Consider the following 23113-nt stretch of genomic DNA (forward strand, 5'->3'; position numbering starts at 1 on the left):
CCAGAAAGAGGAAAATCGTTCCACTGCGACGACTATTTCAGCGGCCTGTTAGATGTCCAAGGTCTTGGCAGCAGCACCATGGGCAGGGTCACGCAAGGGCGTTGAAAGCATCGGCATATTGCTGCCGCAGTTGCGATTTCTGTACCTTTCCCATCGCATTGCGCGGCAGGTCTGCAATGATGAATATCTGCTTGGGTTGCTTGTACTTGGCAAGGGACAGTCCCAGCCTTGCAACCTCCTTTCCCGTGTCAATCGTATGGCCAGAGACAGCCACCACCACCGCAACCACCGCCTCGCCCAGATCCGGATGCGGAACACCGATCACCGCGCTTTCGAGAATACCCTCTGAATCATCAAGAAGTTCTTCCACTTCCTTCGGGTAAACATTGAACCCGCCACTGATGATCATGTCCTTGTCGCGCCCGACAATCTGCAAATAGCCTTCAGGGTCCAGCACACCGATATCCCCGGTTATGAAAAACCCGTCTTCCCGCAATTCCGCTGCCGTCTTTTCCGGCATGCCCCAATAGCCTTTGAAAACATTCGGGCCGCGCACCTCGATCATACCCACGTCACCGGGCGCAGAGACCTCCCCTGTTTCCCGGTTGCGCAGCACGAGCTCCACGCCGGGCAGCGGGAAACCCACCGTGCCCGGCCGGCGTTCGCCGATATAAGGGTTCGAAACCGACATATTGGTTTCTGTCATACCATAGCGTTCCAGAATCCGGTGCCCTGTGCGTTGCGCGAACACGTCAGATGTTTCCTTTTGCAACGGCGCTGACCCCGAAATGAACAATCGCACATCACGGGTCAGATCCCGGTTGCACCGCGCATCCCCCAGCAAGCGCGTGTAAAAGGTGGGCACACCCATCATCACCGAAACCTCGGGCAGTTTCGCGACAATCGCATTGAGGTCAAAACGCGGCAGCAGCACCATCGACGACCCGACATAAAAGGTTATGTTGCAGGCCACGAACAAGCCGTGGGTGTGAAAGATCGGCAGCGCATGCAGCAAGATGTCATCCGGGGTGAACTGCCAGTATTTTGCCAGAACCTGCGCATTTGACAAAAGATTGTCATGCGTCAGCATGGCACCCTTTGACCGTCCCGTGGTGCCCGATGTGTACAGCAAAGCGGCAAGATCATCTGGCTTGCGCCCGACAACCTCAAAGTCATGCGGATGGCCAGCCGCCAATGTCGCCAGACTGCCCAGCCCCTGCGCATCAAGTGTCAGGACCCGCGTTTGCGGGCCGCAAATGGTCTGCAATTCCGCTTCCATAGCCGGATCGCAGACAAACACGCAGGGTTTGCAGTCATCGATGAAATACGCAAGCTCCGCCGAGGTATAGGCATTGTTCAGAGGCAGTACGACCGCCCCCGCCATGATGATCGCCGCGTAAAGTGACATGGCCTGCGGGGACTTCTCGATCTGAAAGGCCACGTGATCACTGGGCCGCACCCCTGATACCACCAGTGCCTGCGCATACTGAGACGCGAGGTCCAGAAAACTGCGATAGCTGATCAGTGCACCATCCGTGGTCTGAAACACAACAGCATCGCTGTGGCGGTGAGGCGCGAACAAGGCATCATGGAGCGGATTGAGCAACGCAAATCTCCTTTGGCTGGGCTTTTTCGGTAAGCGCGACCAAGGCTGGTGCAGCCGCGACTGTGCCATTGTTGGCAAACCTTTCGTGGTTCACCGCAATCCTTGCGCGATCATAAAGGTAATTGACCATAACCCCGAAACTCTGCTCACGGCCTTTTTCAGACAGATCGGCATCCAGATGTATGGCATGAAGTTCGGCGCCGTTGCTAAGATGAAAACGGGCCACCGGATCACTTGGCAGACCGCAAGGCAGTTTGGAACCGATCAGATATGCCGCTGTTGCCTGACGCAAATTTTCGCCCTTTGCGTCTTGCAGGCCCTTTTGCCGTATCCAGGCCCCCAGTTTCGGAACCGGAGAAAGTGTGACAAAGGTTTTCAGGTTGGGCAGTTCTGCCGCCAGATCGGCCGTCACCTGCTTGATCAGGAAATTGCCAAAGGACACGCCCGCCAAGCCAGCCTGACAATTGGAAATCGAGTAAAAAACGGCCGTATTGGCATCTTGCGCCGAAACGGGCGCCCGGTCTTCGGCCAAAAGCGCCTGAATGTTGCCGGGAATACCCGTGGTCAGGGCCACCTCGACAAAAATCAGCGGCTCTTCGGGCATCGACGGGTGGAAGAAGCCAAAGCAGCGTCTGTCCTCGGGCTGGATACGCCGCCGCAGGTCGTCCCATGATCTGATCTGATGCACAGCCTCGTAGGCAATGATCTTTTCCAACAGCCGGGCAGAACTGTCCCAATTCACAGGACGCAGAACCAGAAATCCGCGATTAAACCAACTGGCAAACAGATGCCGGAAATCCAGATCAATTCGCGCGACCGGATCATCCCGGCGCACCAGCCGCAACAGATCGGCGCGCATGCCAACCAGGGCCTGAGTCGCCCCGGGGCTTTGGTTCAGACGGCGTACCAGCTCTTGACGCGGGGGTTCAGCCGCAATCTGGAGCGCACCATAGGTGCCAACATCAGGACTGGTGCCGAAGGCTGCGACGGCCTTGGCCATGGCATCCGCATCAATGTCCAGCGCATCCGCGAGATAGCCAAAAAAGGCGCGCTTTGCGTCATCCGGCATAGCGCTGAACCGGTCAAGAATTTCACGCGCCGTTACCATCCCGTTGATTTCGCTGCGCTGTGACAGCATGTCTGCCACAAGCACGCTCATCGTCCGGTCTGTCTGGGCGGCGGCCGGATTGCCCTTTGCATAGCGCTGGAAGACACTGGTCAGCAGTTCCGAAAGGATACTCATGTCTAAACCACCCTTCATCCCGGTCTAGCGATCAAGAAGGCACGGCTCATTGCGCAGCACTTTTGACCAGACCGCATAACCGGCATCATTCAGATGGATGAAATCATCCTTGTAATACCGCCCGATGGGGCGGCCATTCTCTCCGATCAGACCGGCGCAGGTGGGCACAAAGCGTACGACCGGTTGCGTTTCACACCAGTCGCGTTGCATCGCATTCAGGGTCTTGACCTCATCGGCATAGATCCACCGGGTCGGGCTTTGCTTGGTTTCCAGCACAAACACCTCTGCCTCGGGAAAAGCCGCGAAAATGCGCTCTTGCAGGCGCAGGAAATTTGCAAAGGTTGAACGCCCCGTCAAACCGTCATTGGCGATGTCATTTTCCCCAAAGTACAGGACCACGCGCTGTGGGTTCAAGGGCGCCAGCAGCGTTTCAAAATAATGCACCCCGGAAAGATACGTGCCGCCACCAAAACCAAGATTGACAATATCAAGCGTGCCAAGATCACGATTGACCGACCCCCACAGACGAAAGGACGAAGACCCGTAGAAAGCAATTGGCCGCTCTGGCAGCGGGTCACGGGCAAGCCGTGTCACCAGACCGGCTACATCGTCCTCAAAGCGGTTTGTCTGTATGTCCGATGGCGCATTATACATGATCATGTTCCGGTTTTTCTGTGGCAAATTCAGCCTGATGACAGGCCACGATGCGGCCGTCGACATCGGGTTTCAGCTCGGGCGTGATCCGTGAACAAATGTCCATGGCCACAGGGCAACGATCACGAAAGGCACACCCAGCCGGCAGGTTGATCGGGCTTGGCGGATCGCCATCAAGTGGCGCCCGTTCGCGGCGCTGCAAAGGGTGCGGGCGCGGCACGGCATCCAGAAGCCCCTTTGTATAAGGGTGCTTGGGGGCATTCAGAACGTCATAGGTTTTTCCGGTTTCGACGATCCGGCCCAGATACATCACGGCAATCCGGTCGCTTACATGTGCAACAACACCGATATCATGCGAGATGAACAGCACCGATAGGTTCATCTCGTCTCTAAGGTCGCACAGCAGGTTGATGACCTGCGCCCGGATCGACACATCAAGCGCCGAGACGGGTTCATCCGCGACAATCAGCTTGGGTTCCAGCGCCAGGGCGCGCGCAATCCCCAGCCGCTGCCGTTGACCGCCCGACATTTCATGCGGATAGCGCTCCGAGTAATGCGCGCCCAGCCCGACCCGTTCCAACAGGTCTAGAACCCGGGCACGGCGATCTTCGGGCGTGCCAATCCTGAAATTGTCCAGCGGCTCGCGCACGATGGCGGCAGCCGTCCAGCGCGGGTCCAGCGAAGATGTCGGGTCCTGAAAGATCATCTGCACCATCTTGCGATAGGCGTGCAGCTTGCTCCCCCGCAAAGTTGTCAGCGACTGCCCCATCAGCTGCGCCGAACCAGAATCCGGCTTGTCCAGCGCCATGATCAGCCGCGCAAAACTTGACTTCCCGCACCCGCTTTCGCCCACAAGCGCGACGGTCTCACCGGCTGCAATGTCCAGCGAAACGCCGTTGACGGCATGGACCTTTTGCCCCCGCCCGATCGGAAAAGACCGCACCAGATCGCGGGTCTGCATCACCATTGTCCGGTTCATATGCTGTGCTCCTGATGCTCTGCCACATGGGGGCCGATAGGCTGATCACATGACGCCACATGCTTGGGATGCACCTCGCGCCATTCTGGCGTCCGCTCCCGGCAGGTCGGCGCAACATATGCGCAGCGATCGGCGAACGCGCAGCCCTGCACCCGGTGGCCGAACTGGGGCAGCGACCCCGGAATCTCCACCAGACGCTTGCTTGCGGCTTTGCCCGGATGAAATTCTGCGGTGGCCGAAAGCAGCCCGGCCGTATAGCCATGCGCAGGGTGGTCGAATATGTCCAGCGCACTCCCCTTTTCCACCAGCGTTCCGGCATACATCACCGCGACCTCATCGCCGATTTCCGCCACAACACCCAGATCATGGGTGATAAAGATGATGGCCGTGCCGAATTCGCGCTGCAACTCTCCCAGCAGCCACAGGATTTGTGCCTGCACCGTCACATCAAGCGCCGTTGTCGGTTCGTCCGCGATCAACAGCTTGGGCCGACAGATCAGGGCCATCGCAATCATGACCCTCTGCCGCATCCCGCCCGAAAGCTCATGCGGATATGACGTCATCCGCCGTTCAGCATCCGGAATCCGCACCCGCCGCAGCACGTCAAGCACCCGCGCATCCTGTTCCTCGCGGCTCAGGTTTTCGTGCAAAAACACCGCTTCGCGCAGTTGGAACCCAATGGTCAGCGCCGGATTGAGCGATGACATCGGATCCTGAAAGATCATCGCCATCTTTGTCCCGCGCAACTGAGCAAACCGCGCTTCGTCGCAAGACAAAAGATCAATGCCGTCAAGCTCCATCCGGTCGGCCGTGATATGGGTGCTGGCAGCCGGGTGCAGCCCCATAAGCGAGGTTGCCGTCACGCTTTTCCCCGAACCGGATTCCCCCACGATGCAAAGCGTTTTGCCGGCTTCCAGGTCGAAGGAGACATTGCGCACCACCTGGGCTTCCCCGTTCGGGCCAAAGCTGACAGACAGGTTGCGCACACTCAGAAACGGTTGTGTCATCACGGCCGCCTTTTTGTCAGACGCGGATCCAACTGATCGCGCAGTTGGTCACCAAGAATGTTGATCGACAGAACAAGGATCGACAGCATGATCCCGGGAAAGGCGATGATCCAGGGCGCAAGGCGAAAGTAATCCTTGCCGCTCGCGATGACATTGCCCCAGCTTGGCACGTCAGGCGGCGTGCCTACCCCCAGAAAGCTCAGCGCAGCCTCGCTCAACACCGCTGCGGCGCAGACATATGTGGTCTGCACCATCAGCGCGCCAACGGCATTTGGCAGGATGTGCTGAACGATGATCTTGGGCGTCGACGACCCAAGCGAAACCGATGCCATGACAAATGGCAGCTCACGGATTGTCAGAACCACACTGCGCAAAAGCCGTGCCGTCCGCGGAATTTCCGGGACTGAAATGGCGATGATCACCGTCACCAATCCACCCCCCAGAATTGATACCAACGCGATGGCCAGCAGAATGCCGGGAATGGCCATCAACCCGTCGGCAAACCGCATCAGCACCATATCGGCCCAGCGGAAGTAACCGGCAATTACGCCAAGCAGCCCGCCGATCAGCAACACCAGAACCGCAGTGCACAGCCCAACGACTACCGAGTTGCGGGCACCCGAAACCGTGCGGACAAACACATCCCGGCCAAGGTTGTCGGTGCCAAACCAGGCCTCGGCACTTGGTGGCTTCAGGCGCATCGTAGAATTCAGTTCGTTCCCATTCCCCAGAAACATCGGCCCCAGAATGGCCATGACAAAGATGATGAAAAGGAAACTAAGGCTTAGACTTGCTGAAAGGTTCAGCCATTCGGGACGGCGCAAAGACGGCGCGGCAACAGATGTGGCACTCATTGGCGTACCCTTGGATCGAACAGCGCATAAGACAGATCAACCAGCAGGTTGATGCCGATCAGCACGAAGGAAAAAGTAATAAGAACACCCTGAACCACTGGGTAATCTCTGTTCAGGATTGCATCTACAGTCAGCCGGCCCATACCGGGTATGTTGAACACTGACTCTGTAATCACCACACCACCCAGTAGCGCAGCGAAACTGGTTCCGATCACCGTTACCACAGGCACGCCGATGTTCTTGAGCGCGTGCACGATCAGAACCCGCCCATTTCGTGCGCCTTTGGCGCGGGCGGTGCGGATGTAATCCTCAGAGAGCACTTCCAGCATGGTTGCACGGGTAATGCGCGCCAACAATGCCGAGAAAAGAAAGGCTAGGGTTACTGCGGGTAACGTAAGGCTGGTGACAGAAGCCAGGAACCCACCGGACAGCGGTTTGTATCCCTGCACTGGAAACCAACGCAAACGCAGGGCGAACAAGTCAACAAGCGCATAGCCAATTACGAAGACCGGAACGGAAAACCCGATTACAGAGGCGATGACCAACGTTCGATCAAGCGTTGTGCCCGCGCGCCAAGCGGCCCAGACACCCATTGGGATAGAGATCAGCACGGAAATGGTCATCGTGTATAGCGCCAGCAGCGCCGTTGGTTCCACCCGTTGCAGGATCAACATTCCGACCGGAAACCCGGAATAGACGGATTCCCCAAAATTGAGCGAAGTCACATTCCTGAGATAGATCAGGAACTGCTCCAGAAGAGGCCGGTCCAGCATCAACCGCTGGCGGATCTCCTCTATCTGGGTACGACTGGCGTTTTCGCCTGCAATCAGCGCGGCAGGATCGCCGGGTCCAATGTGCAGCAACAGGAAAACCGTTGTAAGGACGATGAACACGACTGGAATGACCGAGAGCAGCCGTTTGATGATAAATGATTGCATGATGCTACCTGACGAACGGGCCGGTCCAGAACGCCGGCCCGTTTAAGCTGGAGAAGGGTTACTCGGCTTTTTCGATGTTCCAGTAAACACTGACCGGGCTATCGATCTGACCACTCACTGATGTCTTCCAGGCAGTGACGCCGAAGTATTGCCCCATCGGAACGAACGTCACAATCTCGTTCGAGCGGTCCTGAATTTTCACCGCGGCAGCCATCCGCGCATCATTGGTGTCAGCCAAGAGGAATTCACGCCAGTTCGCTTGGAGTTCTTCATCGCAGGGCCAGCCGACGAAAGCCTCTTCACAGGCTCCGGATACATAAGGGTTGGTCAGGGGGTCCATCATCGCATCGCCGCCAAAGGCCGTCAGGAACATGTTCCAGCCACCTTCAGAAACAGGCCCGTTGTTGCTGCGACGCGAAAACATGGTAGCCAAGTCGATCTGGCGGGCATCCACAACAAATCCACCACTGCGAAGCTTGTCGATAAGAACAGTACCCATATCACGTTGAAACTGCTGGTCGACCGGATGCAGATATGTGATCGGCGTCCCGTCATATCCTGCCTCCTCCAACAGTGCCTTCGATGCCTCGAAGTTCTCGTTCATATAGCGTTCGCTGTTCACATCTGTCTCGAAAGGGCCGCCGCACATGAAAATCGCTGCGCAAATTTCATACAGATCGTCGCGGTCACCCAGCAAAGTCGCCATAAAATCTTGCTGGCTGAGTGCCAGTTGCACGGCTTGGCGCACCTTGATGTTGTCAAATGGTGGCTGAGTGTGGTTCAGAACGATCTGGATGCTCTGACCTAACAGCGGGCGTGCGCCGTATTCCAGATTGTCTTCGGTGTCGAGCAGGGCTAGGGCATCATACGGTATGCCCTTCAACAAGTCGATTTCGCCGGACAGCAGGGCATTCACCGCGCTCATGTCATCCGGAATCGTGGCACGCTCGATCCGGTCCACCTTGGCCACCTTGCCACCGGCAAGATTGCTGGGCGGTTCATCGCGGGGCACGTATTCCTGAAATTTCTCAACCGCAAAAACAACGCCCGGACGCCATTCCGCCAGCTTGAAGGGGCCAGAGCCAATAAGGTCAGGCAGCTTTTCACCAATCGGCGTTTTTGCCAGACGTTCCGGCATGATGAACAGCGGATAGGCCGTCATCCGGCCAAGGCCGTTCAAAAGCTGACCGAAGGGTTCATTCAGCACAATGCGCCATGAGCTGTCATCGATGGCTTCCATGCTGACAAGCCGCTGCGCAATCTGAAGGCCCAGGCTGTCCTTGGTCATCCAGCGTTCAATTGACGCAATCACATCAACCGTGGTCACTGGCGCGCCGTCATGGAACAGCAATCCGTCACGCAGGGTGAATTCATAGGTCATGCCGTCATCGCTGACAGAATAGGCACCCACCATCTGGGGCTGGGCTTCAAAGTTTTCGTCCATGGCAAACAATGTATCCCACAGCAGATAGGACATGTCGCGCATGGGATAGTTCGTGCTTGCAAGCGGATCCATCTGCTGAATATCGCCCACATCGCGAAGCACGAGGACGGAGTCCGCCTGTGCGACGCCAAGTCCGGCACAACTGAGCAGCGCGGCCACGCTGATGGATTTGGCAATGGTGTTGAGTTCCACGTTTCTTCCTCCCCAAGATAACGCACGGCGCGCTATTGCAGCAGCGACGCCTCTACGTGTACACTCAATAGGGATATAAGTATACATGAGTCAACTCCTTGTATACATGATGGCAGATAAAGTACGCTTGGAAGGGCCGCACCATGGCAAAAAAGAACTCGCTGAGAGACACAATCGAGGAAGCGATCCTGTCAGGTGTCTATGTCCCCGGTGGGCGGCTGGAAGAAAAAGTCCTTGCAGAACAATACGGGGTGTCCCGGACGCCTGTGCGTGAGGCTCTGCGTCAGTTGCAGGAGGCCGGTCTGGTGGACATCCGCGAACGGCGCGGCGCTGTGGTCTGCGACAACTCGCCGGTGGATCTGGTGAACATGTTCGAGGTTATGGCGGGGCTGGAGATGCTGGCGGTTCGGCTGGCGGTCCGGCGGATGACGGCGGCGGACCGGGAATCGATCCAGGCGGCGCATGAGGCGTGCCGGATTGCGCGGGATGTGGGGGCGGATGCTTATTACTATGAGAATGAAGCTTTCCACCGCTCAATCTATCATGCCAGTGGCAACCCGTTTCTGGAGCAACAGGCCAGTGCTTTGCATCGGCGGCTGCAGCCTTATCGGCGGCTGCAGTTGCGGTCGTTGAACCGTGTGGGGCAGTCTTTTGAGGAGCATGAGGCGATCCTGAATGCCCTGCTTGCCGGGGATGCGGAGGCGGCGGAGAGTGCGATCTGGAACCATGTGGCCATTCAGGCCGACAAGTTCCACAATCTTTTCCTGCAAAGGCAGGCGTGACCCGGGGGCGGGCATATGGCGGTGGGAAGGGAGATATCGCCGAAAGTTGGTGACGCCAGATCAGGCGGCAGTTTGAAGGACTGCTGCCCGTTGCACGAGTGACCGATCTGGAGAAGTGCGGCGCAACGTCAGATCGACCGACGACCGACAGCAAAGGGCCGGGATCGCGACATTGATACGGGATTGCCGATCGAAAACCTTTTGAAACACCGAAAGTGCTTTGCACAGCCGCATCAACTGGCTGCACCCATCAGCACCGTCTCAGTGCTCGCCGTCGCAAGCTTGATGGCCGGCGAGGGCGTGCAGCACCCGGCAAGGATGCCCGTCGGATCGACCGTCGCAGGCATTTACGACACGCACCAATTCCATCTCCAGCCGCCGTAGCCGCTCGATCCGATCTCGAATATCGGAAATGTGATCCTTTGCAATGCGGTGCGCGTCTCCATGGGCCGTCTGGGGCGTCTCCTGCAACGCGATCAGTTCGGCGATGGCGTCAAGGCCGAAGCCGAGCTGTCGGGCATGGGCGATGAAGGACAGCCGGTCCAGCTCGGCGTCGCCGTAGCGACGTTGCCCTCCGCCCGTGCGACCGGGATCGGGCAGGAGGCCACGCCCCTCATAGAAGCGGATCGTCGTCACCTTCACGCCGGTGCGATTGGAAAGCGCGCCGATGGAATGGCTCTGCATCGCGATTACTCCTTGAAGCTATAGTCGCTGTAGATCGTATACCCAATGGGGTCAAAACGAATCAAGAGCTTAGCCATGACCGACCGACACCTCCGCCGCACCGAACTGCTGAACTTCGACGCCCTCGAGACCCACAATCTGCACGCAGAAAGCGGCCGGGACCTTTCGTGCTTCGAGCGCATCGGCGCTGCCTATGACATCGTGCGGAACAAGATCGCGTTCGGCTACAAACGCGAACTTTGCCTCTGTGACGATCCGAACGCCTTCTATGGCGAACATCGCCAGATGGTCGGCGTCGTGCGCGGCCGTCTCTGCGGCCATGCGATCCGCCACTGGATGAACGACCGCGTCGGTGAGATCCGCCATTGGCGCGAGGCGCCCCCGGCAGACACGGATCTTCGGGCGGAGGCACGGTAATGAGGGCGGGACACGATCACAATCACGCGCACGGGCATGGGCACGGGCATGGGCACGGGCATGGGCACACGGGCCATTCGCATGGCCCGACCCTCTCGGCCAACGACTCGCCGGAGGCCCGCCGATCCAAGGAACGCGCTATCCTCATCGCCGCGGTCCTGACGGGCAGCTTCATGGGGCTGGAAGTCATCGGAGGGCTCGTCTCCGGATCGCTCGCGCTCTTGGCTGACGCAGGCCACATGCTGATCGACTTCGCCTCGCTACTACTGGCTTGGTTGGCCTTCCGGCTGGCGCGACGACCAGCGGATTGGAAGCGGACCTACGGCTTCGACCGCTTCTCGGTGCTGGCAGCCTTCGTGAACGGAATCACGCTGTTCGCCATCGCGGGGTGGATTCTGTTCGAAGCCATCCAGCGCTTGCTTGATCCGCATGAGGTGCTGGGCGGGCTGATGCTTTGGGTCGCGGTGGGGGGGCTCGTGGTGAACGTTCTAGCCTTCTGGGTGCTCAGCAACGCCGAGGGCGACAACCTCAACGTCCGCGCCGCGGCGCTGCACGTGTTGGGCGACCTGCTGGGCTCGGTCGCGGCAATTGGGGCCTCGCTCATCATTATCTGGACAGGTTGGGCCCCCATCGACCCGATCCTGTCGGTGGTGGTCGTCCTCCTTATCCTGCGTTCGGCCTGGGCCGTCGTGCGCGAGAGTGGGCATATCCTGCTCGAAGGCGCGCCCGCCGGCTTCGACGCGCGCTCCGTCGCAGCCGATTTGGAAGCAACACTGCCCGGCGTGGCCCGCGCCCATCACGTCCACGCCTGGTCGATCACACAGGAGCGTCCCATGGCCACGTTGGAGATCGAGCTCGCGCCCGGCGCGGTGGCAGACGACGTGCGCCGCGCCGTGAAGAACCGCGTGCGCGAGACGACTGGGATGGAGCATGTGACCGTCGAGGTGGCGACAGGCGTGGTGCAAGATGGGTGAAGTGCCATGCTTCCCCGATGGAGGAATGGGCAGATTCAGATTCGATTAAACCCGACATTCGCGCTTAGCGCAGCGAAAGCCCGGTTCGTCCGCATCGCTACCATCGTGGCCGAGACTTTGCTGCGGTGTCAGGCGAATGTCAGCTTCCGGAAACGCGGCCACCCAACATTGTCAGAGGCCGACCGGCAGAGGACACTCAGGCAGGTGCAGCGTTCTCGGTCCGGAAGCGATGAACACGTTTTCTAGCAGGCTGATCCCGCCTCTCCTCACCGTCTCGAACAGTTGACGGCGGCCCGTTTTCCGGGACCGCGAAGCATAAGGAAGAGAGAGTGACATGATAACAGCAACGACCGTGGTCGGGATAGATGTGTCCCGCGATTGGCTGGACGGGTTTTGCTTTCCCGGAGAGCAGAGGTTCCGACTGGCGAACTCGCCAGCGGGCCACGAGCTGCTGGTCGCGGCGATCCGGGAGATGCCCGGCCCCGTCAAGATCGGGTTTGAAGCGACGGGCGGTCAGGAGTGGGTGCTCTGGGCCACGCTTGTGGCGGCGGAGATCGATGCAGGCCAGTTGCCCCCGGCACAGATCAAGGCCTTTGCCCTTTCCCGGGGCACGCGCGCGAAGACAGACCGGATCGATGCAGAGCTGATCGCCCGGTTCATGCTGTTCCGACCGGAAGCCGGTCGACGGCTGCCGACCGAGAATTTGCGTATTCTCAGGGCGTTGACTACGCGCAGGGCGCAGATCGTGGACATGCGCAAGCGGCTTTTGGCACAGATCGCGGCGCGCAGGAAGCAAGACATCCCCGCCGACGTCGAGGGCATGGATGCGGACCTCAGGGCCATGCTGGACACGCAGGTCAGTGATCTCGAGCGACGGATCGAAAGCGTCATTGCGCAGGAGGAAGCCGCGGCTGAAAAGGCAAGGCTTCTGCGGTCCATCCCCGGGATTGGCCCGGTCTCCTCGGCCATGCTGATCGCGGAATGCCAGAACTCGGCCGGATGACATCCGGAGAGGCTGCGGCCATGACCGGCCTTGCACCTGTCCCACACGACAGTGGTGCGATGCGAGGAAGGGGCGCAATCGCAGGGGGGAGACGCTCACTTCGGCATGTCTTGTTCGAGGCCGCACTTGCCACCGCCTGTCACAATCCAGTTCTTAAGCCGGTCGCGCAGCGCCTCAAAATGCGCGGCAAGCTGCACAAACTCGCCATCGTTGCCATCGCCCGCAAGCTGGTCACCATAGCAAACGGGATCCTGAAAACATGTGTCCCGTGGCAACAAAATCCAGTCGACTAAACACCGTTTCTAGAGGCGCGCCGCCGGGCTAAAACAAAGCAGGCTGAGGATCTCGAACAGGACCTGCGCGCCGATCCGTGCGGTGGCATCAGTGGCATCGTATTGAGGCGCCACTTCCACCACATCGCCCCCGATCAGGTTCAGGCCTTTAAGGCCCCGCACCAGTTCCAGAACCTCGCGGGTGTTCAGACCACCGACTTCGGGCGTTCCGGTGCCGGGGGCAAGCGCAGGGTCGACCGCATCAATATCAAAGGACAGATAGACCGGACCTTCGCCCACCACTTCGCGCGCCTTCCTTATGAGAGCCGGGATACCCATAGCGTCAATTTCTTCAGCGTGGATGACTGTCATCCCCGATTCATAGGAAAACTCCCACAAATATTCCGCCGCACCCCGGATGCCGATCTGGATGGTGCGGGTCGGGTCGAGCACACCATCCAGCACCGCATTACGCATCGGTCCGCCGTGGTGGAATTTAGTGCCTTCCATGCGACCACCGGTGTCGCAATGGGCGTCAATGTGAATCAGCCCCACCGGACAATCGCGTCCGATCGCTTTCAGGATCGGATGCGTAACCGAATGATCGCCCCCAACCGAAAGCGGAATGGCGCCCGCCGCCAGAATTGCAGCGATATGCGCCTCAATGTCGCGATGACTTTGTTCCAGATCGTAGCGGCTGGAGAACTGGCAATCGCCGATATCAGCCACACGCAGATCGTGCAGGGGCAGACAATCCAAAGCATGATTATAGGGGCCGATGCGTTCGACCTGGCGAAGGGCCCGGGGCCCAAAGCGTGTTCCGGAGCGATTGGTGACCGCCAGATCCATTGGCAATCCAGTCAGCGCGACCTGGAGACCGCCAGGGTCGGTTGCAAATGGCGCGCCCAGAAGGGTTGGCACCCCTGACCATGGCATCGCCCGTTTGCCAGCCTTGAACAACTGCCCGCCAACGCGGGCAAAGCGCCGGTCATAAATGTTGGAGCTATTCTCATTGTCAAACCGGGCGCGCAGTTGCGCCAGTTGCGTCGGATCCAGGGGCATTGCCAAACCTTCACTGTCATGTGCTTCTGGCATGATCCTCCACTGGCAATGTAAGATCAATTCATACATTGTTGTCATCTGATCGGAGTTTTTCTAACAGATGGACCGACTTCCCCCTCTGAACGGTTTGCGCGCTTTCGAAGCAGTGGCACGTCATGGCTCACTGTCGGCGGCGGCGCGGGCGCTCGGCGTGACGCATGGGGCGGTCAGCCAGCAGATCCGCGGGCTGGAACAAGCGTTGCAGGTGCGGCTTTTCGTTCTTGAGCGACGCCGCTTGCACCTGACGGACAGCGGGCGCGCTCTGGTGCCACAGGTTCAGCGTGCCTTTGACAGTCTGCGCACCATGATTTCCGGGCTGGAGGATCCCGCTGCCGGTGAATTGCGTCTGACCTGTGTGCCTGCCTTGTTGAGCCATTGGCTCTTGCCCGCGCTGCCGGAATTCACCCGGCTGCGTCCCGACGTGTCGCTGCGTATACTGGCTTCAAATGAAACAGTAGCCTTGCGGCGCGGTGATGTTGACATAGCGCTGGTCTATGACCGGCCGCCCCCGGATCTGTGGAGCAGGATGCTTGCGCCGGTGCGCCTGTTTCCCGTTGTCAGCCCTGCATTGCTTCATCGGATGCCGGTGCGGCGGACGCAGGATCTGGCCCGGCATGTGCTGTTGCATGGCGATGACGGAACAGAATGGCGGAATTGGTCGGCAGAAACCGGCGTTGCGCTTCCGAGTGGTCAGGCGCATCATCTGCCCGATGCGCGCCTTGGTATTGAGGCGGCGATTGCAGGTTTGGGCGTTGCGCTTGGCGATGAGGTGACGGCAGCCACAGCCCTGGCACAGGGGCGGTTGGTCATGCCTCTGGCGCACTCGATCCTGATGCCTGCCGCGTTTCATGTGGTGTGCCTTCCTTCCAGCCTGGACAGGCCACAGATCGCTCAGGCGATTGACTGGATCTGCCATCTTGCCGCACAAAGCCTGCCGCAGCATCTTGCCGCAGACGCACGCGGGTGGTCTTCTCGGAGGAGATGATGACAAACCGATCAGGTTCCGCATGACCCGCCTGCCTCCCTTAAACAGCCTGCGGGTGTTCGAATGTGTTGCCCGCCATGGTCAATTGGCGGCGGCCGCTGCCGAATTGAGTATTACCGTGGGAGCAGTCAGCCATCAGTTGCGCATTTTGCAGGAACAGATGGGGGTGGATCTGTTCGAAAAGCGGGGGCGGCGGCTGGTCATCACCGATCGCGGCGCGCTTTTGCAGCGCCATGTTGGCACAGCATTGGCGGGCCTGTCGGAAGGCGTGCGCGAAGCCGTCAACGAAGGCCCTGCCGAAGCAATGACCCTGCGGCTTTCCTTGCCGCCGGAACTGACCTCAACATGGCTTAGTCCACGGCTGTTCCGGTTCATGGATGAGCATCCCTGGCTGCGGCTGCACGTCGATTCCGCCACTGAATTCGCCCAGCTTGACTGGCGCCGCATTGACGCGGCGATCATCTATGGCAACCCGCCCTGGCCCGGCTACTGGTGGCGGATGCTGCATGGGATCCGGCTGATGCCGGTCTGTAGCCCACAGTTGCTGCGGGGCAGCCGCGGCATCAGACACGTGAGCGACATCGTTCAGCACCGGCTTTTGCATGAAGATGACGGATCAGAATGGCGACGCTGGCTGGCGCAGGCGCGTGTTCCCTGGCCGGGTGACGCGGATGTCTATTTTCGCGACTTTGGAGTGTTGCTACAAGCCGCGCGGGATGGTGAGGGTGTGGCGCTGGTTGATGATATCATTGCCGCGCGCGATCTGGATGAAGGCCGTCTGGTGCAACCAGTGACGCTTTCGGTCCCGGCGGCAAAGAACTATCATCTGCTCTGCGTCGAGGAAAAGCTGCGCGACAGGGGCGTCAGTCATTTCGTTGACTGGTTGATTGCTCAGGTCTCTCCCGCAAACACAGTTTAGTATTTCTATAGTTTTTTGGTCAATAAACTTCGATTGATTGACGTTGGCATTTGCGATTGTCTTTCCCGAAATCCGGCAAAGCCAAGACTGGATTCCCTTATCCAACATGGAGTTCAATATGACACACCCGAAATGCGTCTGGGCGCTCAGCCTGGCCCTTGCTGCGACATCTGCTGCCGCGATGGCCGACACGCCATCTTTTGTGAAGGACGGCAAGCTTACCATCTGCACCAGCGGCGATTTTCCTCCGATGCAGTTCTACCAGAATCCCGGTGACACCGATATGGTAGGTTATGAAGTCGACCTGGTGCATGCGTTTGCAGAACACTGGGGAGTCGGGACAGACTTTGTTGTGGGCGACTTTGCGGGCCTCCTGCCCTCTCTTGCGGCAGAGCGTTGCGACATGGTCGCCAGTGGCATGTCGCTGACGCAAGAGCGGCTCGAAATCTATGACGGTATCGGACATATGAACACTTATGTGGTCATGGTGGTGCCTGCGGCAGATACGACAACCACAACACCGGAAGACCTCAGCGGCAAGATTCTTGCGATTGAAGGCGGCACGACCTACGAAGATCGCGCCAAAAACCTGAACGATACACTTGCAACGGCTGGCAAACCCCTGGTCGACGTGCAGACCTATCCGGGTGCGGCGCGCGTCTTCGAGCAGATTCTTATCGGCCGTGCCGCCGCGACGATCACACAGGACACCACCGCCGCCTTTCGCGAGACACAACTTCCGGGACAGCTCGCAATTCCGTTCACCTACCCAGAAGTGGAAACCTACGCGATTTACATCCGCAAGGATGCAGCGGATCTTGCGGCGCTGAAGGAAGGGTTTTCAAGCCTGAAAGACTCAGGAAAGCTTGCGGAAATTGTGGCGAAATGGAAGCTTGCGGCCTCTATCATTGATGTCAAGAACTGACCCGGATGTCGTTCGATAGCGATCTTTTCCTCAGCGCATTGTTCGGATGGCCCCTGTTAAAAGGGGCCATCGTGATGCTGCTGTTGACCGCAGCGGTTCAGGTGACATCCTTGACGATCAGCCTTGGCACGGCTGCTTTGGCGACTTCCCGCAACCGGCTGATCCGTAGCGCAATCGCCGGATATGTCTGGCTGTTCAGGGGCGCGCCGGCTCTGCTGATCATTCTGATGATCTGGAACGGCCTGCCGCAGTTGTTTCCCGCCTTCCGGGCGTCCTGGTTCTCACCCTTCCTGGCCGCCTTCATTGCCCTGACGCTGATCCAGATCGCCTATACGACGGAAATCCTGCGCAGTGCCTATGCGGCGGTAAATCATGGGCAGACTGAAGGCGCGCAGGCCTTAGGTTTGCATCGCTGGCATGTGTTCTTCTATATCGTGCTGCCACAAGCACTGCGCATTGCGACGCCAGCACTGATGAACGAGTTGATATCGCTGGTAAAAACCACATCGCTCGCCTCTGTCATCTCATTGAAGGAACTGATGACCGTCACCAATCTCGCCATCGCCGCCAGCTTCAGGTTCCTGGAGTGGTATGGTGCCGTTCTGATCTGGTATCTCGGGATCGTTGCCATTCTGACTGTGCTTCAAGCCCGCATTGAGCGCGCCCTGTCGAAAGGTTACAGCCGATGACCGCAGCAGCCACCGCCCTGAGTGTCGAACTGATCGACGTCCACAAGCATTACGGCACCTTTCACGCCTTAAAGGCTGTTAATCTAAGCGTGCGTGAGGGGGAGAAAGTGGTGGTCTGCGGCCCCTCCGGCTCGGGGAAATCCACGATGATCCGCTGTATTAACCGGCTTGAAGCACATGATGGCGGCACCATTCGCGTGAACGGGGTCGAACTGACCGATGCTGTGAAGCGGATTGACGCCGTCAGATCCGAGGTCGGAATGGTCTTTCAGCAGTTCAATCTGTTCCCTCATCGAACCGTACTGGACAATTGTACGCTGGCACCGCGGCTGATCCGGGGATTGTCGAAGTCGGGCGCTGAAGATCTGGCGATGAAGTTCCTGCACCGCGTCCGGATCCCGGAGCAGGCTTTGAAGTATCCCAACCAGTTGTCTGGCGGACAGCAGCAACGCGTGGCAATTGCCCGTGCGCTTTGCATGAATCCTAAAGTGATGTTGTTTGATGAACCAACTTCGGCGCTTGATCCGGAAATGGTGCGGGAAGTTCTGGACACCATGATCTCGCTGGCCGAGGAAGGCATGACGATGATCTGCGTCACGCATGAGATGAGCTTTGCGCGAAGGGTCGCAGACCGGCTTGTCTTCATGGAAGCGGGCCAGATTGTCGAGGAAGGTGGCCCTGAGCAGATGTTCACGGCCCCTGTGCAGGACCGGACACGGGCCTTCTTTAACCAGATCCAGCATTGAGGACGCAATGAACCGTCTGGTAAAAACCGCGTGGTTCCGTCAAACGACGATCAGGCCCGGCATTACGCAAATCACCGAACCACACGTCCATCCCTATTTCCGCGCCAACATCTGGCTGGTCGTGGGACGTGAGGCCGATTTGCTGGTTGATTTCGGGATGGGGCTGGCACCCCTGGCCCCGGTGTTGCAGCGCGATCCGGCCAAGCCGCTGATCGCCTTGGCCACCCACGCCCATGTCGATCACATCGGCGGGTTTCATGAGTTCACGCAGCGTTTCGGCCCCGCCGCCAGCGCTGCCGCCTTCGCTGATATGCCCGATACCGTTACACTGGCGCATATCTTCCGCGATCTGCCCGATCCCTTGACCCAGACGCCGGAAGCGGGCTGGAAGCCCGGGCCGTACTGCGTGAAACCCGCCCCGTTGACGCGTCTTCTTGCAGAGGGCGACATGGTCGACATTGGCACCATGTTCACCGTATTGGAATTGCCGGGTCATTCCCCGGATTCGATGGGTCTTTTCGATCCGGTGCGCGGCCTGCTGATAGCCGGAGACGCAATTTATGATGGCCAGATCGTGGACGATTTGCCGGGCAGCGATCCAGCAACATATGTCCGCACGATGGAACGTCTGGCGAGTCTCGAAATCGACCTTGCGATTACGGGCCACAACATGCCTTTGACCCAAACGAGGCTGCGTGAGATTGCGCAAAACTACATCGAACGGCACTGACGTGCGTGCGCTGCCCAATTCATCTGGTCTTGAGGCAGTCGTTTCCGGGGTTCCGTTCGGCCCCAAATGAAACGTTGGTCGCCAACGCCGCGACCGGCGGAAGATCCCGCATCATTGTCTTGTTTACTAGGGCTTTGCTGCAGCACTTTTCGAGCGGCGGCTTTGGAGTCGTCGCAGCGCAGCATCGACGAAGGGCGAGCATCCGATAAGGGCCGACCGGCGCATGGCACGCCGGTCGGCGGGAGTAGTTACAGATCGATCCCTTCTGACAAGGACAGCGCATCGCCCAGGTCGACCCCAAGATAGCGAACAGTGCTGTCCATCTTGGTATGCCCGAGCAAAAGTTGAACAGAGCGCAGGTTACCAGTCTTCTTGTAAATCTGGGCAACCTTCGTGCGTCGCATCGAATGGGTGCCGTAGGCGCTCGGTTCAAGCCCGATCGAGAGAACCCAGTCGCGCAGATCCGCGCATACTGGCATGTCGATAAGAGTGGGCTTGCACGTCGATCCCGGCCAATTGGGATGATCTTCGCCGCAGTTGGGAGTACGGGCACGCAGTGAATGCCATCATCACGTTTTGAGGTGCTCGCGACTGGCCGCGATAGCTGGCTCGCACTGATGTCGGACCCGGAGCGTCATAGGACCAATGTGATCGGTTTGGCACCTGACTGAAGTGGATTAAAGGGGCGAGTGTTGATGAAATACCAGCTTCCGTTCATTCCCACGCTGAAACTAGGCCGAACTGACCAGAGCGGCGTAGGGTTGTCCATCGGCTCTCGTTACTTGTGCACGATCGCTGATGATGGCGACCTTTTCGGTTACCTGAAGCAGGTTTTGCTCCGTTATCTTCAGGTCACTCCATCTGCTCGCCCCGTGCGACCCAAGGCGAGGCCATCGAAAAGCGGCCAAGTGGATTTTTTGCGCTTGGAAAGGAATAACTGGTTTATTGTGTCGGCTCGCTCAAAGCTCGGTATGGACCGGCTTTCCGCGCCTTCGGCAGAACACAAGTGATTAGAATCGCGGACGCGTCAGGCCGCGAACCTGCGACGCCAGAAGACCCAAAACACCCATCATGGCGGCATCTCTTTCAAGATTGCCGAGTTTCTGGTTCATCGGATGGAATTCGGTACAATTGACATTCGCTGGGCGCTTTTCAGCACGAGCTGCTCGTCCCTCGCGGCGAGGGCTGCGCGCAAACTTGCACGGTAGGTGCGGCTGACTGGCAGCACCAGACCGGTATTAAGCCGACATGAAACTCGGTTTCCGCCAGACTCAAGCGCCACCATATGGGGCAGCGCAACCCAGTGCGAGCGGTGGATCAATTGTCCCGGGACCACACCAAGCGCTTTGACCGCACGGCCGAAAGACATCAGGATCAAGGCCTCCCCCGCGCTCGTGTAGACCCGCAGATAGTGCAGTTCAGCCGAGATCGCGACGATATCTGTGCCGATGCGCCGTGGCAGTCGCGACAACAGTTCAAGTAACGGTCCCCTCCCGTCGGACGGTTCGCTGGCCGTGACTGGTGGGGCTACGGGCCCATCGAGTGGCGGTGGTTCGTCCGCGTGCTCGGCACCTTGCTGCTGGGCAATGATGATCAGGCGCGGGCTGTTCAGAAGGACCCAGAACAAAACCGATATCGCCCCACTGTCGCGCAACTCTTCGATCAAACCGAGAATGGAAATTGGTTCATGGTCGCCTCCCAAAAAGGCGATCCTGTCCAGAAGCAGAAGGTTGAAGACCGCGAAGAGGAACGCCCCCACCATACCGACGGTCATGACCAACAAGAGGGGCGGCAAACGCTCGAACAGCGCAATGCGGCCAAGGTAGATTTGTGCCACTTCGAACAGAAACAACGCGGAAGAAACATGGATCAGCCAAAAGACAAGGCGCGCTGGCAGGCCAAGCCCGGCCGAGGCCGAAGGCTCGCTCAGGGCAAGGCCGATGGAAAGGAGCGTGCCTGCCGCAATCAGGTAGCCGATCCAGGAAGTTCTGGGATCGATCTGCGCAACGAGGCCATCGAGTGTCGGAAAGTGTGATCTGCTGGACAAGGGAACCTGCTCGTAACCCGCTTTCATGGAAAGCTAGCTGACCTTCCGCCAGAAGCAAACCGCTGCTCCGGTCATTCATGCATCCACAGTGTCCGTTCGTGCAGATCGACTGGTTCCGGGCCGGGCAGAAGTGCAGCACCGGATATGCCGGTCGGAGAACCGCGCATAGAATTTGCTCAGGTGCCCGACCGATGATGCCGCCCAACATTCTGCAGACCGCCATACGACCGCTGCGACGGCTTGTCCTGCGGACCGATGCCGTGATTGCCGTCCTTCTTGTCCTGACGGTTCTGGTGACAGTCCCGGACAACCGGCGTCTGGGCAGCGGCTTGCAGGTCATTCTGCCCCTCATCGCCCTGGGCTGTGCTGTGACCCGCGGAGAGACGGTCGAGACTGTGGGTCGGTTTGTCGTGCTGCAGATCGGGATCAAGGGTCCAAAGCACTTCATTGGCGAAAGCCCGATCAGCAAGCGCCCGGACGGCGGCGACAGGGGCTTTCCGTCCGGCCATGCAGCGGTGGCAACCTTTGGCGCGGTGCAGATGATCAAACACTGCGCCGGGCTCCATCCGGTCACACGGGCCGCGGCGGTTGCGGCGGCGGCGGTCACCGGTGAGTCGCGGATTGAATCTGGCCGGCACAGCCTTTGGCAGGCCATGGCCGGGGCCGTCTGGGGTTGGGCCATCGCTTGCATGCCCTTGGCCGGGCTGAAAGGCGCTGGCCGCTGGATGCGCAAGGTTTGCGGTCGCCATGTCTGATTTCCACATCGCGCGAACCCGCACGCGTGGTCGCAACTTTGCCATCATCAATGCCGATCGCCTGACTTCACACCTCCTTGCCTCCATCCTCCTCAGCTTTGCCGTCTTCGCGATCTGGCCTGCGATCGACCTGCGCGTTTCACAAGCCTTTCACGACCCGTTGACCGGGTTCGTGATCGACGGCCATCCGCTGACCGAGGCGCTGCGCTTGGCCGTCTGGATTCTCGCCATCCTGCTTTGCCTTGCCGCCACTGTCGGCACGGTCCTTGGCACGGCTGGTCGCGAGGTCCTTCTGCCAACCCGCGCCTGGGGCTTTATCCTGACGCTTTTCATCCTTGGTCCGGGTGTGATGGTAGAGATGCTGACAAAGCCCCACTGGGGCCGAGTAAGGCCAGCGCAAGTGACCGAGTTTGGCGGATCCCTGCACTTCAGCCCACCAAACGAAATGGTCGATTTCTGCACGCGCAACTGTTCCTTTGTTTCCGGAGAAGTCTCGGGCACCACGGTAACGGCACTGGCACTTTTGCTCATTCGCTTTCACCTGCGGCATAGACTTCACAAGACCGTATCGATCGTGTTGCTGGCTGCAGCTTTGGGCCTGCCACTGGCAATTGCCTTGCAGCGTGTTGCCGCCGGTCGGCACTTTCTGTCAGACACCGTCTTTGCCCTACTCTTTACGCTTCTCCTGGCGATGACGTTTTCGGCGCTGCTAAGACCATTTTTACGCAGGGTTCACTCGGCGCGACCAAAGCAAAACACGGTGTCGACAGATCACTGCTTCAGGTCCCGCCAATCGCTTACAATGCGGTGCGACTGCTGCAGGTGCACGTCAGGATATTGCAGAGCTTGGGTTGTCGAACCTGTGGGTTGAACCCGCGAGGCCTTAGCGAGCATTCCTCATCCGCCAGAGTCATAACGAGATGAAGCTCTTTGCGGTCGCATAAATGGCCGGTTGGGGGAAGTTCAGATATTGCTGCGACCGGGGATGAGTAGCGGCTAAGGGCCGGAAAGTGAAGTTTAGGGGGCTCACGCCCCCTTTTCGAACTTCAGTACCGGGATGCCGAGCTTCTTGGTAAGCGGTGCGTGAACCCCGTTGGGCTTTTAGATTGACGGTTTTTGGAAGGCCCAAGGCATGAGATCGTCAATGCGCGATGCGGGGTGGCCGTT

Annotated in this window: 25 protein-coding genes and 1 pseudogene; 14 read left to right on the forward strand and 12 right to left on the reverse strand. The window is 59.0% G+C overall.

Annotation, left to right across the window (positions count from 1 at the left end; all coding sequences use genetic code 11):
- Positions 1-88 precede the first annotated feature (88 nt).
- The 8 genes from J2X53_RS20870 to J2X53_RS20905 are packed head-to-tail and all read right to left on the reverse strand — an operon-like array spanning position 89 to position 8917.
- Entirely contained in the window at positions 89-1606 is a 1518-nt protein-coding gene (locus J2X53_RS20870; protein ID WP_349039429.1) for a malonyl-CoA synthase, read from the reverse strand.
- Positions 1587-2849, reverse strand: a complete 1263-nt coding sequence (locus tag J2X53_RS20875; RefSeq protein WP_349039430.1) for a malonyl-CoA decarboxylase — start codon at positions 2847-2849, stop codon at positions 1587-1589. Before J2X53_RS20875 ends, J2X53_RS20870 begins: the two co-directional genes overlap by 20 nt.
- Before the next feature lie 24 nt (positions 2850-2873).
- Positions 2874-3509 carry a GDSL-type esterase/lipase family protein gene (locus tag J2X53_RS20880; RefSeq protein ID WP_349039431.1) on the reverse strand — a complete coding sequence of 212 codons (636 nt, stop codon included), beginning with the start codon at positions 3507-3509 and terminating at the stop codon, positions 2874-2876.
- Positions 3496-4482 (reverse strand): oligopeptide/dipeptide ABC transporter ATP-binding protein, encoded by a 987-nt coding sequence (locus tag J2X53_RS20885; protein WP_349039432.1) that lies wholly within the window; start codon positions 4480-4482, stop codon positions 3496-3498. Before J2X53_RS20885 ends, J2X53_RS20880 begins: the two co-directional genes overlap by 14 nt.
- A complete protein-coding gene (locus tag J2X53_RS20890; protein ID WP_349039433.1) occupies positions 4479-5489 on the reverse strand; it encodes an ABC transporter ATP-binding protein in 1011 nt (336 codons plus the stop codon). The genes J2X53_RS20885 and J2X53_RS20890 overlap by 4 nt, the downstream gene beginning before the upstream one ends.
- Positions 5489-6343 carry an ABC transporter permease gene (locus tag J2X53_RS20895; RefSeq protein WP_349039434.1) on the reverse strand — a complete coding sequence of 285 codons (855 nt, stop codon included), beginning with the start codon at positions 6341-6343 and terminating at the stop codon, positions 5489-5491. The genes J2X53_RS20890 and J2X53_RS20895 overlap by 1 nt, the downstream gene beginning before the upstream one ends.
- Positions 6340-7281 carry an ABC transporter permease gene (locus tag J2X53_RS20900; protein ID WP_349039435.1) on the reverse strand — a complete coding sequence of 314 codons (942 nt, stop codon included), beginning with the start codon at positions 7279-7281 and terminating at the stop codon, positions 6340-6342. Before J2X53_RS20900 ends, J2X53_RS20895 begins: the two co-directional genes overlap by 4 nt.
- A 58-nt stretch (positions 7282-7339) precedes the next feature.
- A complete protein-coding gene (locus J2X53_RS20905; protein WP_349039436.1) occupies positions 7340-8917 on the reverse strand; it encodes an ABC transporter substrate-binding protein in 1578 nt (525 codons plus the stop codon).
- A 143-nt stretch (positions 8918-9060) separates the two neighbouring features.
- On the opposite strand from J2X53_RS20905, the gene J2X53_RS20910 reads away from it, so the two are divergent.
- Complete coding sequence (locus J2X53_RS20910) at positions 9061-9699, forward strand: GntR family transcriptional regulator (protein WP_349039437.1); 639 nt, start codon at positions 9061-9063, stop codon at positions 9697-9699.
- Between the two features lie 261 nt (positions 9700-9960).
- Here J2X53_RS20910 and J2X53_RS20915 read toward each other — a convergent pair whose 3' ends face one another.
- Positions 9961-10383 (reverse strand): helix-turn-helix domain-containing protein, encoded by a 423-nt coding sequence (locus tag J2X53_RS20915; RefSeq protein WP_349039438.1) that lies wholly within the window; start codon positions 10381-10383, stop codon positions 9961-9963.
- Between the two features lie 75 nt (positions 10384-10458).
- Between J2X53_RS20915 and J2X53_RS20920 the strand changes: the two genes are divergently transcribed.
- The 4 genes from J2X53_RS20920 to J2X53_RS20935 all read left to right on the forward strand — a co-directional run bounded on the left by J2X53_RS20920 (position 10459) and on the right by J2X53_RS20935 (position 13070).
- A complete protein-coding gene (locus J2X53_RS20920; RefSeq protein WP_349039439.1) occupies positions 10459-10800 on the forward strand; it encodes a hypothetical protein in 342 nt (113 codons plus the stop codon).
- Positions 10800-11774: a cation diffusion facilitator family transporter gene (locus J2X53_RS20925; protein WP_349039440.1), complete on the forward strand. Its 975-nt coding sequence runs from the start codon at positions 10800-10802 to the stop codon at positions 11772-11774. Before J2X53_RS20920 ends, J2X53_RS20925 begins: the two co-directional genes overlap by 1 nt.
- A gap of 334 nt (positions 11775-12108) precedes the next feature.
- Positions 12109-12777, forward strand: coding sequence for a transposase (locus tag J2X53_RS20930; RefSeq protein ID WP_349039441.1), 669 nt, complete (start codon positions 12109-12111; stop codon positions 12775-12777).
- Positions 12774-13070, forward strand: coding sequence for a transposase (locus J2X53_RS20935; protein ID WP_349039442.1), 297 nt, complete (start codon positions 12774-12776; stop codon positions 13068-13070). The genes J2X53_RS20930 and J2X53_RS20935 overlap by 4 nt, the downstream gene beginning before the upstream one ends.
- Positions 13071-13079: 9 nt before the next feature.
- On the opposite strand, the gene speB is transcribed toward J2X53_RS20935, so the two are convergent.
- Entirely contained in the window at positions 13080-14111 is a 1032-nt protein-coding gene (gene speB, locus J2X53_RS20940; RefSeq protein ID WP_349039443.1) for an agmatinase, read from the reverse strand.
- Positions 14112-14211: 100 nt separating this feature from the next.
- Here speB and J2X53_RS20945 point away from each other — a divergent pair, with 100 nt between their 5' ends.
- The 6 genes from J2X53_RS20945 to J2X53_RS20970 are packed head-to-tail and all read left to right on the forward strand — an operon-like array spanning position 14212 to position 19144.
- The gene (locus J2X53_RS20945; protein WP_349039444.1) at positions 14212-15135 is read left to right on the forward strand and encodes a LysR substrate-binding domain-containing protein; all 924 of its coding nucleotides are present in this window, start codon (positions 14212-14214) and stop codon (positions 15133-15135) included.
- Positions 15136-15157: 22 nt separating this feature from the next.
- Entirely contained in the window at positions 15158-16054 is an 897-nt protein-coding gene (locus J2X53_RS20950; protein ID WP_349039445.1) for a LysR substrate-binding domain-containing protein, read from the forward strand.
- A 43-nt stretch (positions 16055-16097) separates the two neighbouring features.
- Positions 16098-16979 carry a transporter substrate-binding domain-containing protein gene (locus tag J2X53_RS20955; protein WP_349039446.1) on the forward strand — a complete coding sequence of 294 codons (882 nt, stop codon included), beginning with the start codon at positions 16098-16100 and terminating at the stop codon, positions 16977-16979.
- 5 nt (positions 16980-16984) lie between these two features.
- A complete protein-coding gene (locus J2X53_RS20960) occupies positions 16985-17668 on the forward strand; it encodes an amino acid ABC transporter permease (protein WP_349039447.1) in 684 nt (227 codons plus the stop codon).
- Positions 17665-18414: an amino acid ABC transporter ATP-binding protein gene (locus J2X53_RS20965; protein ID WP_349039448.1), complete on the forward strand. Its 750-nt coding sequence runs from the start codon at positions 17665-17667 to the stop codon at positions 18412-18414. Before J2X53_RS20960 ends, J2X53_RS20965 begins: the two co-directional genes overlap by 4 nt.
- A 7-nt stretch (positions 18415-18421) precedes the next feature.
- Positions 18422-19144, forward strand: a complete 723-nt coding sequence (locus J2X53_RS20970; RefSeq protein ID WP_349039449.1) for an MBL fold metallo-hydrolase — start codon at positions 18422-18424, stop codon at positions 19142-19144.
- A gap of 248 nt (positions 19145-19392) precedes the next feature.
- On the opposite strand, the pseudogene J2X53_RS20975 reads toward J2X53_RS20970, so the two are convergent.
- Positions 19393-19602 (reverse strand): annotated as a pseudogene (locus J2X53_RS20975) (integrase); the annotation flags it as partial.
- Positions 19603-19839: 237 nt separating this feature from the next.
- Here J2X53_RS20975 and J2X53_RS20980 point away from each other — a divergent pair.
- A complete protein-coding gene (locus tag J2X53_RS20980; RefSeq protein WP_349039450.1) occupies positions 19840-20154 on the forward strand; it encodes a hypothetical protein in 315 nt (104 codons plus the stop codon).
- Between the two features lie 98 nt (positions 20155-20252).
- On the opposite strand, the gene J2X53_RS20985 is transcribed toward J2X53_RS20980, so the two are convergent.
- On the reverse strand, positions 20253-21218 hold the full coding sequence (locus J2X53_RS20985) for a LytTR family DNA-binding domain-containing protein (RefSeq protein WP_349039451.1): 966 nt from the start codon (positions 21216-21218) through the stop codon (positions 20253-20255).
- Positions 21219-21382: 164 nt separating this feature from the next.
- Here J2X53_RS20985 and J2X53_RS20990 point away from each other — a divergent pair, with 164 nt between their 5' ends.
- Together J2X53_RS20990 and J2X53_RS20995 are read left to right on the forward strand one after the other, a co-directional pair.
- The gene (locus tag J2X53_RS20990) at positions 21383-21946 is read left to right on the forward strand and encodes a phosphatase PAP2 family protein (protein ID WP_349039452.1); all 564 of its coding nucleotides are present in this window, start codon (positions 21383-21385) and stop codon (positions 21944-21946) included.
- Positions 21939-22817, forward strand: a complete 879-nt coding sequence (locus J2X53_RS20995) for a phosphatase PAP2 family protein (protein ID WP_349039453.1) — start codon at positions 21939-21941, stop codon at positions 22815-22817. The genes J2X53_RS20990 and J2X53_RS20995 overlap by 8 nt, the downstream gene beginning before the upstream one ends.
- The last annotated feature ends 296 nt before the right edge of the window (positions 22818-23113 follow it).

The organism is Pseudotabrizicola sp. 4114 (assembly GCF_031457365.1).
Taxonomy (GTDB): Bacteria; Pseudomonadota; Alphaproteobacteria; order Rhodobacterales; family Rhodobacteraceae; genus Pseudotabrizicola.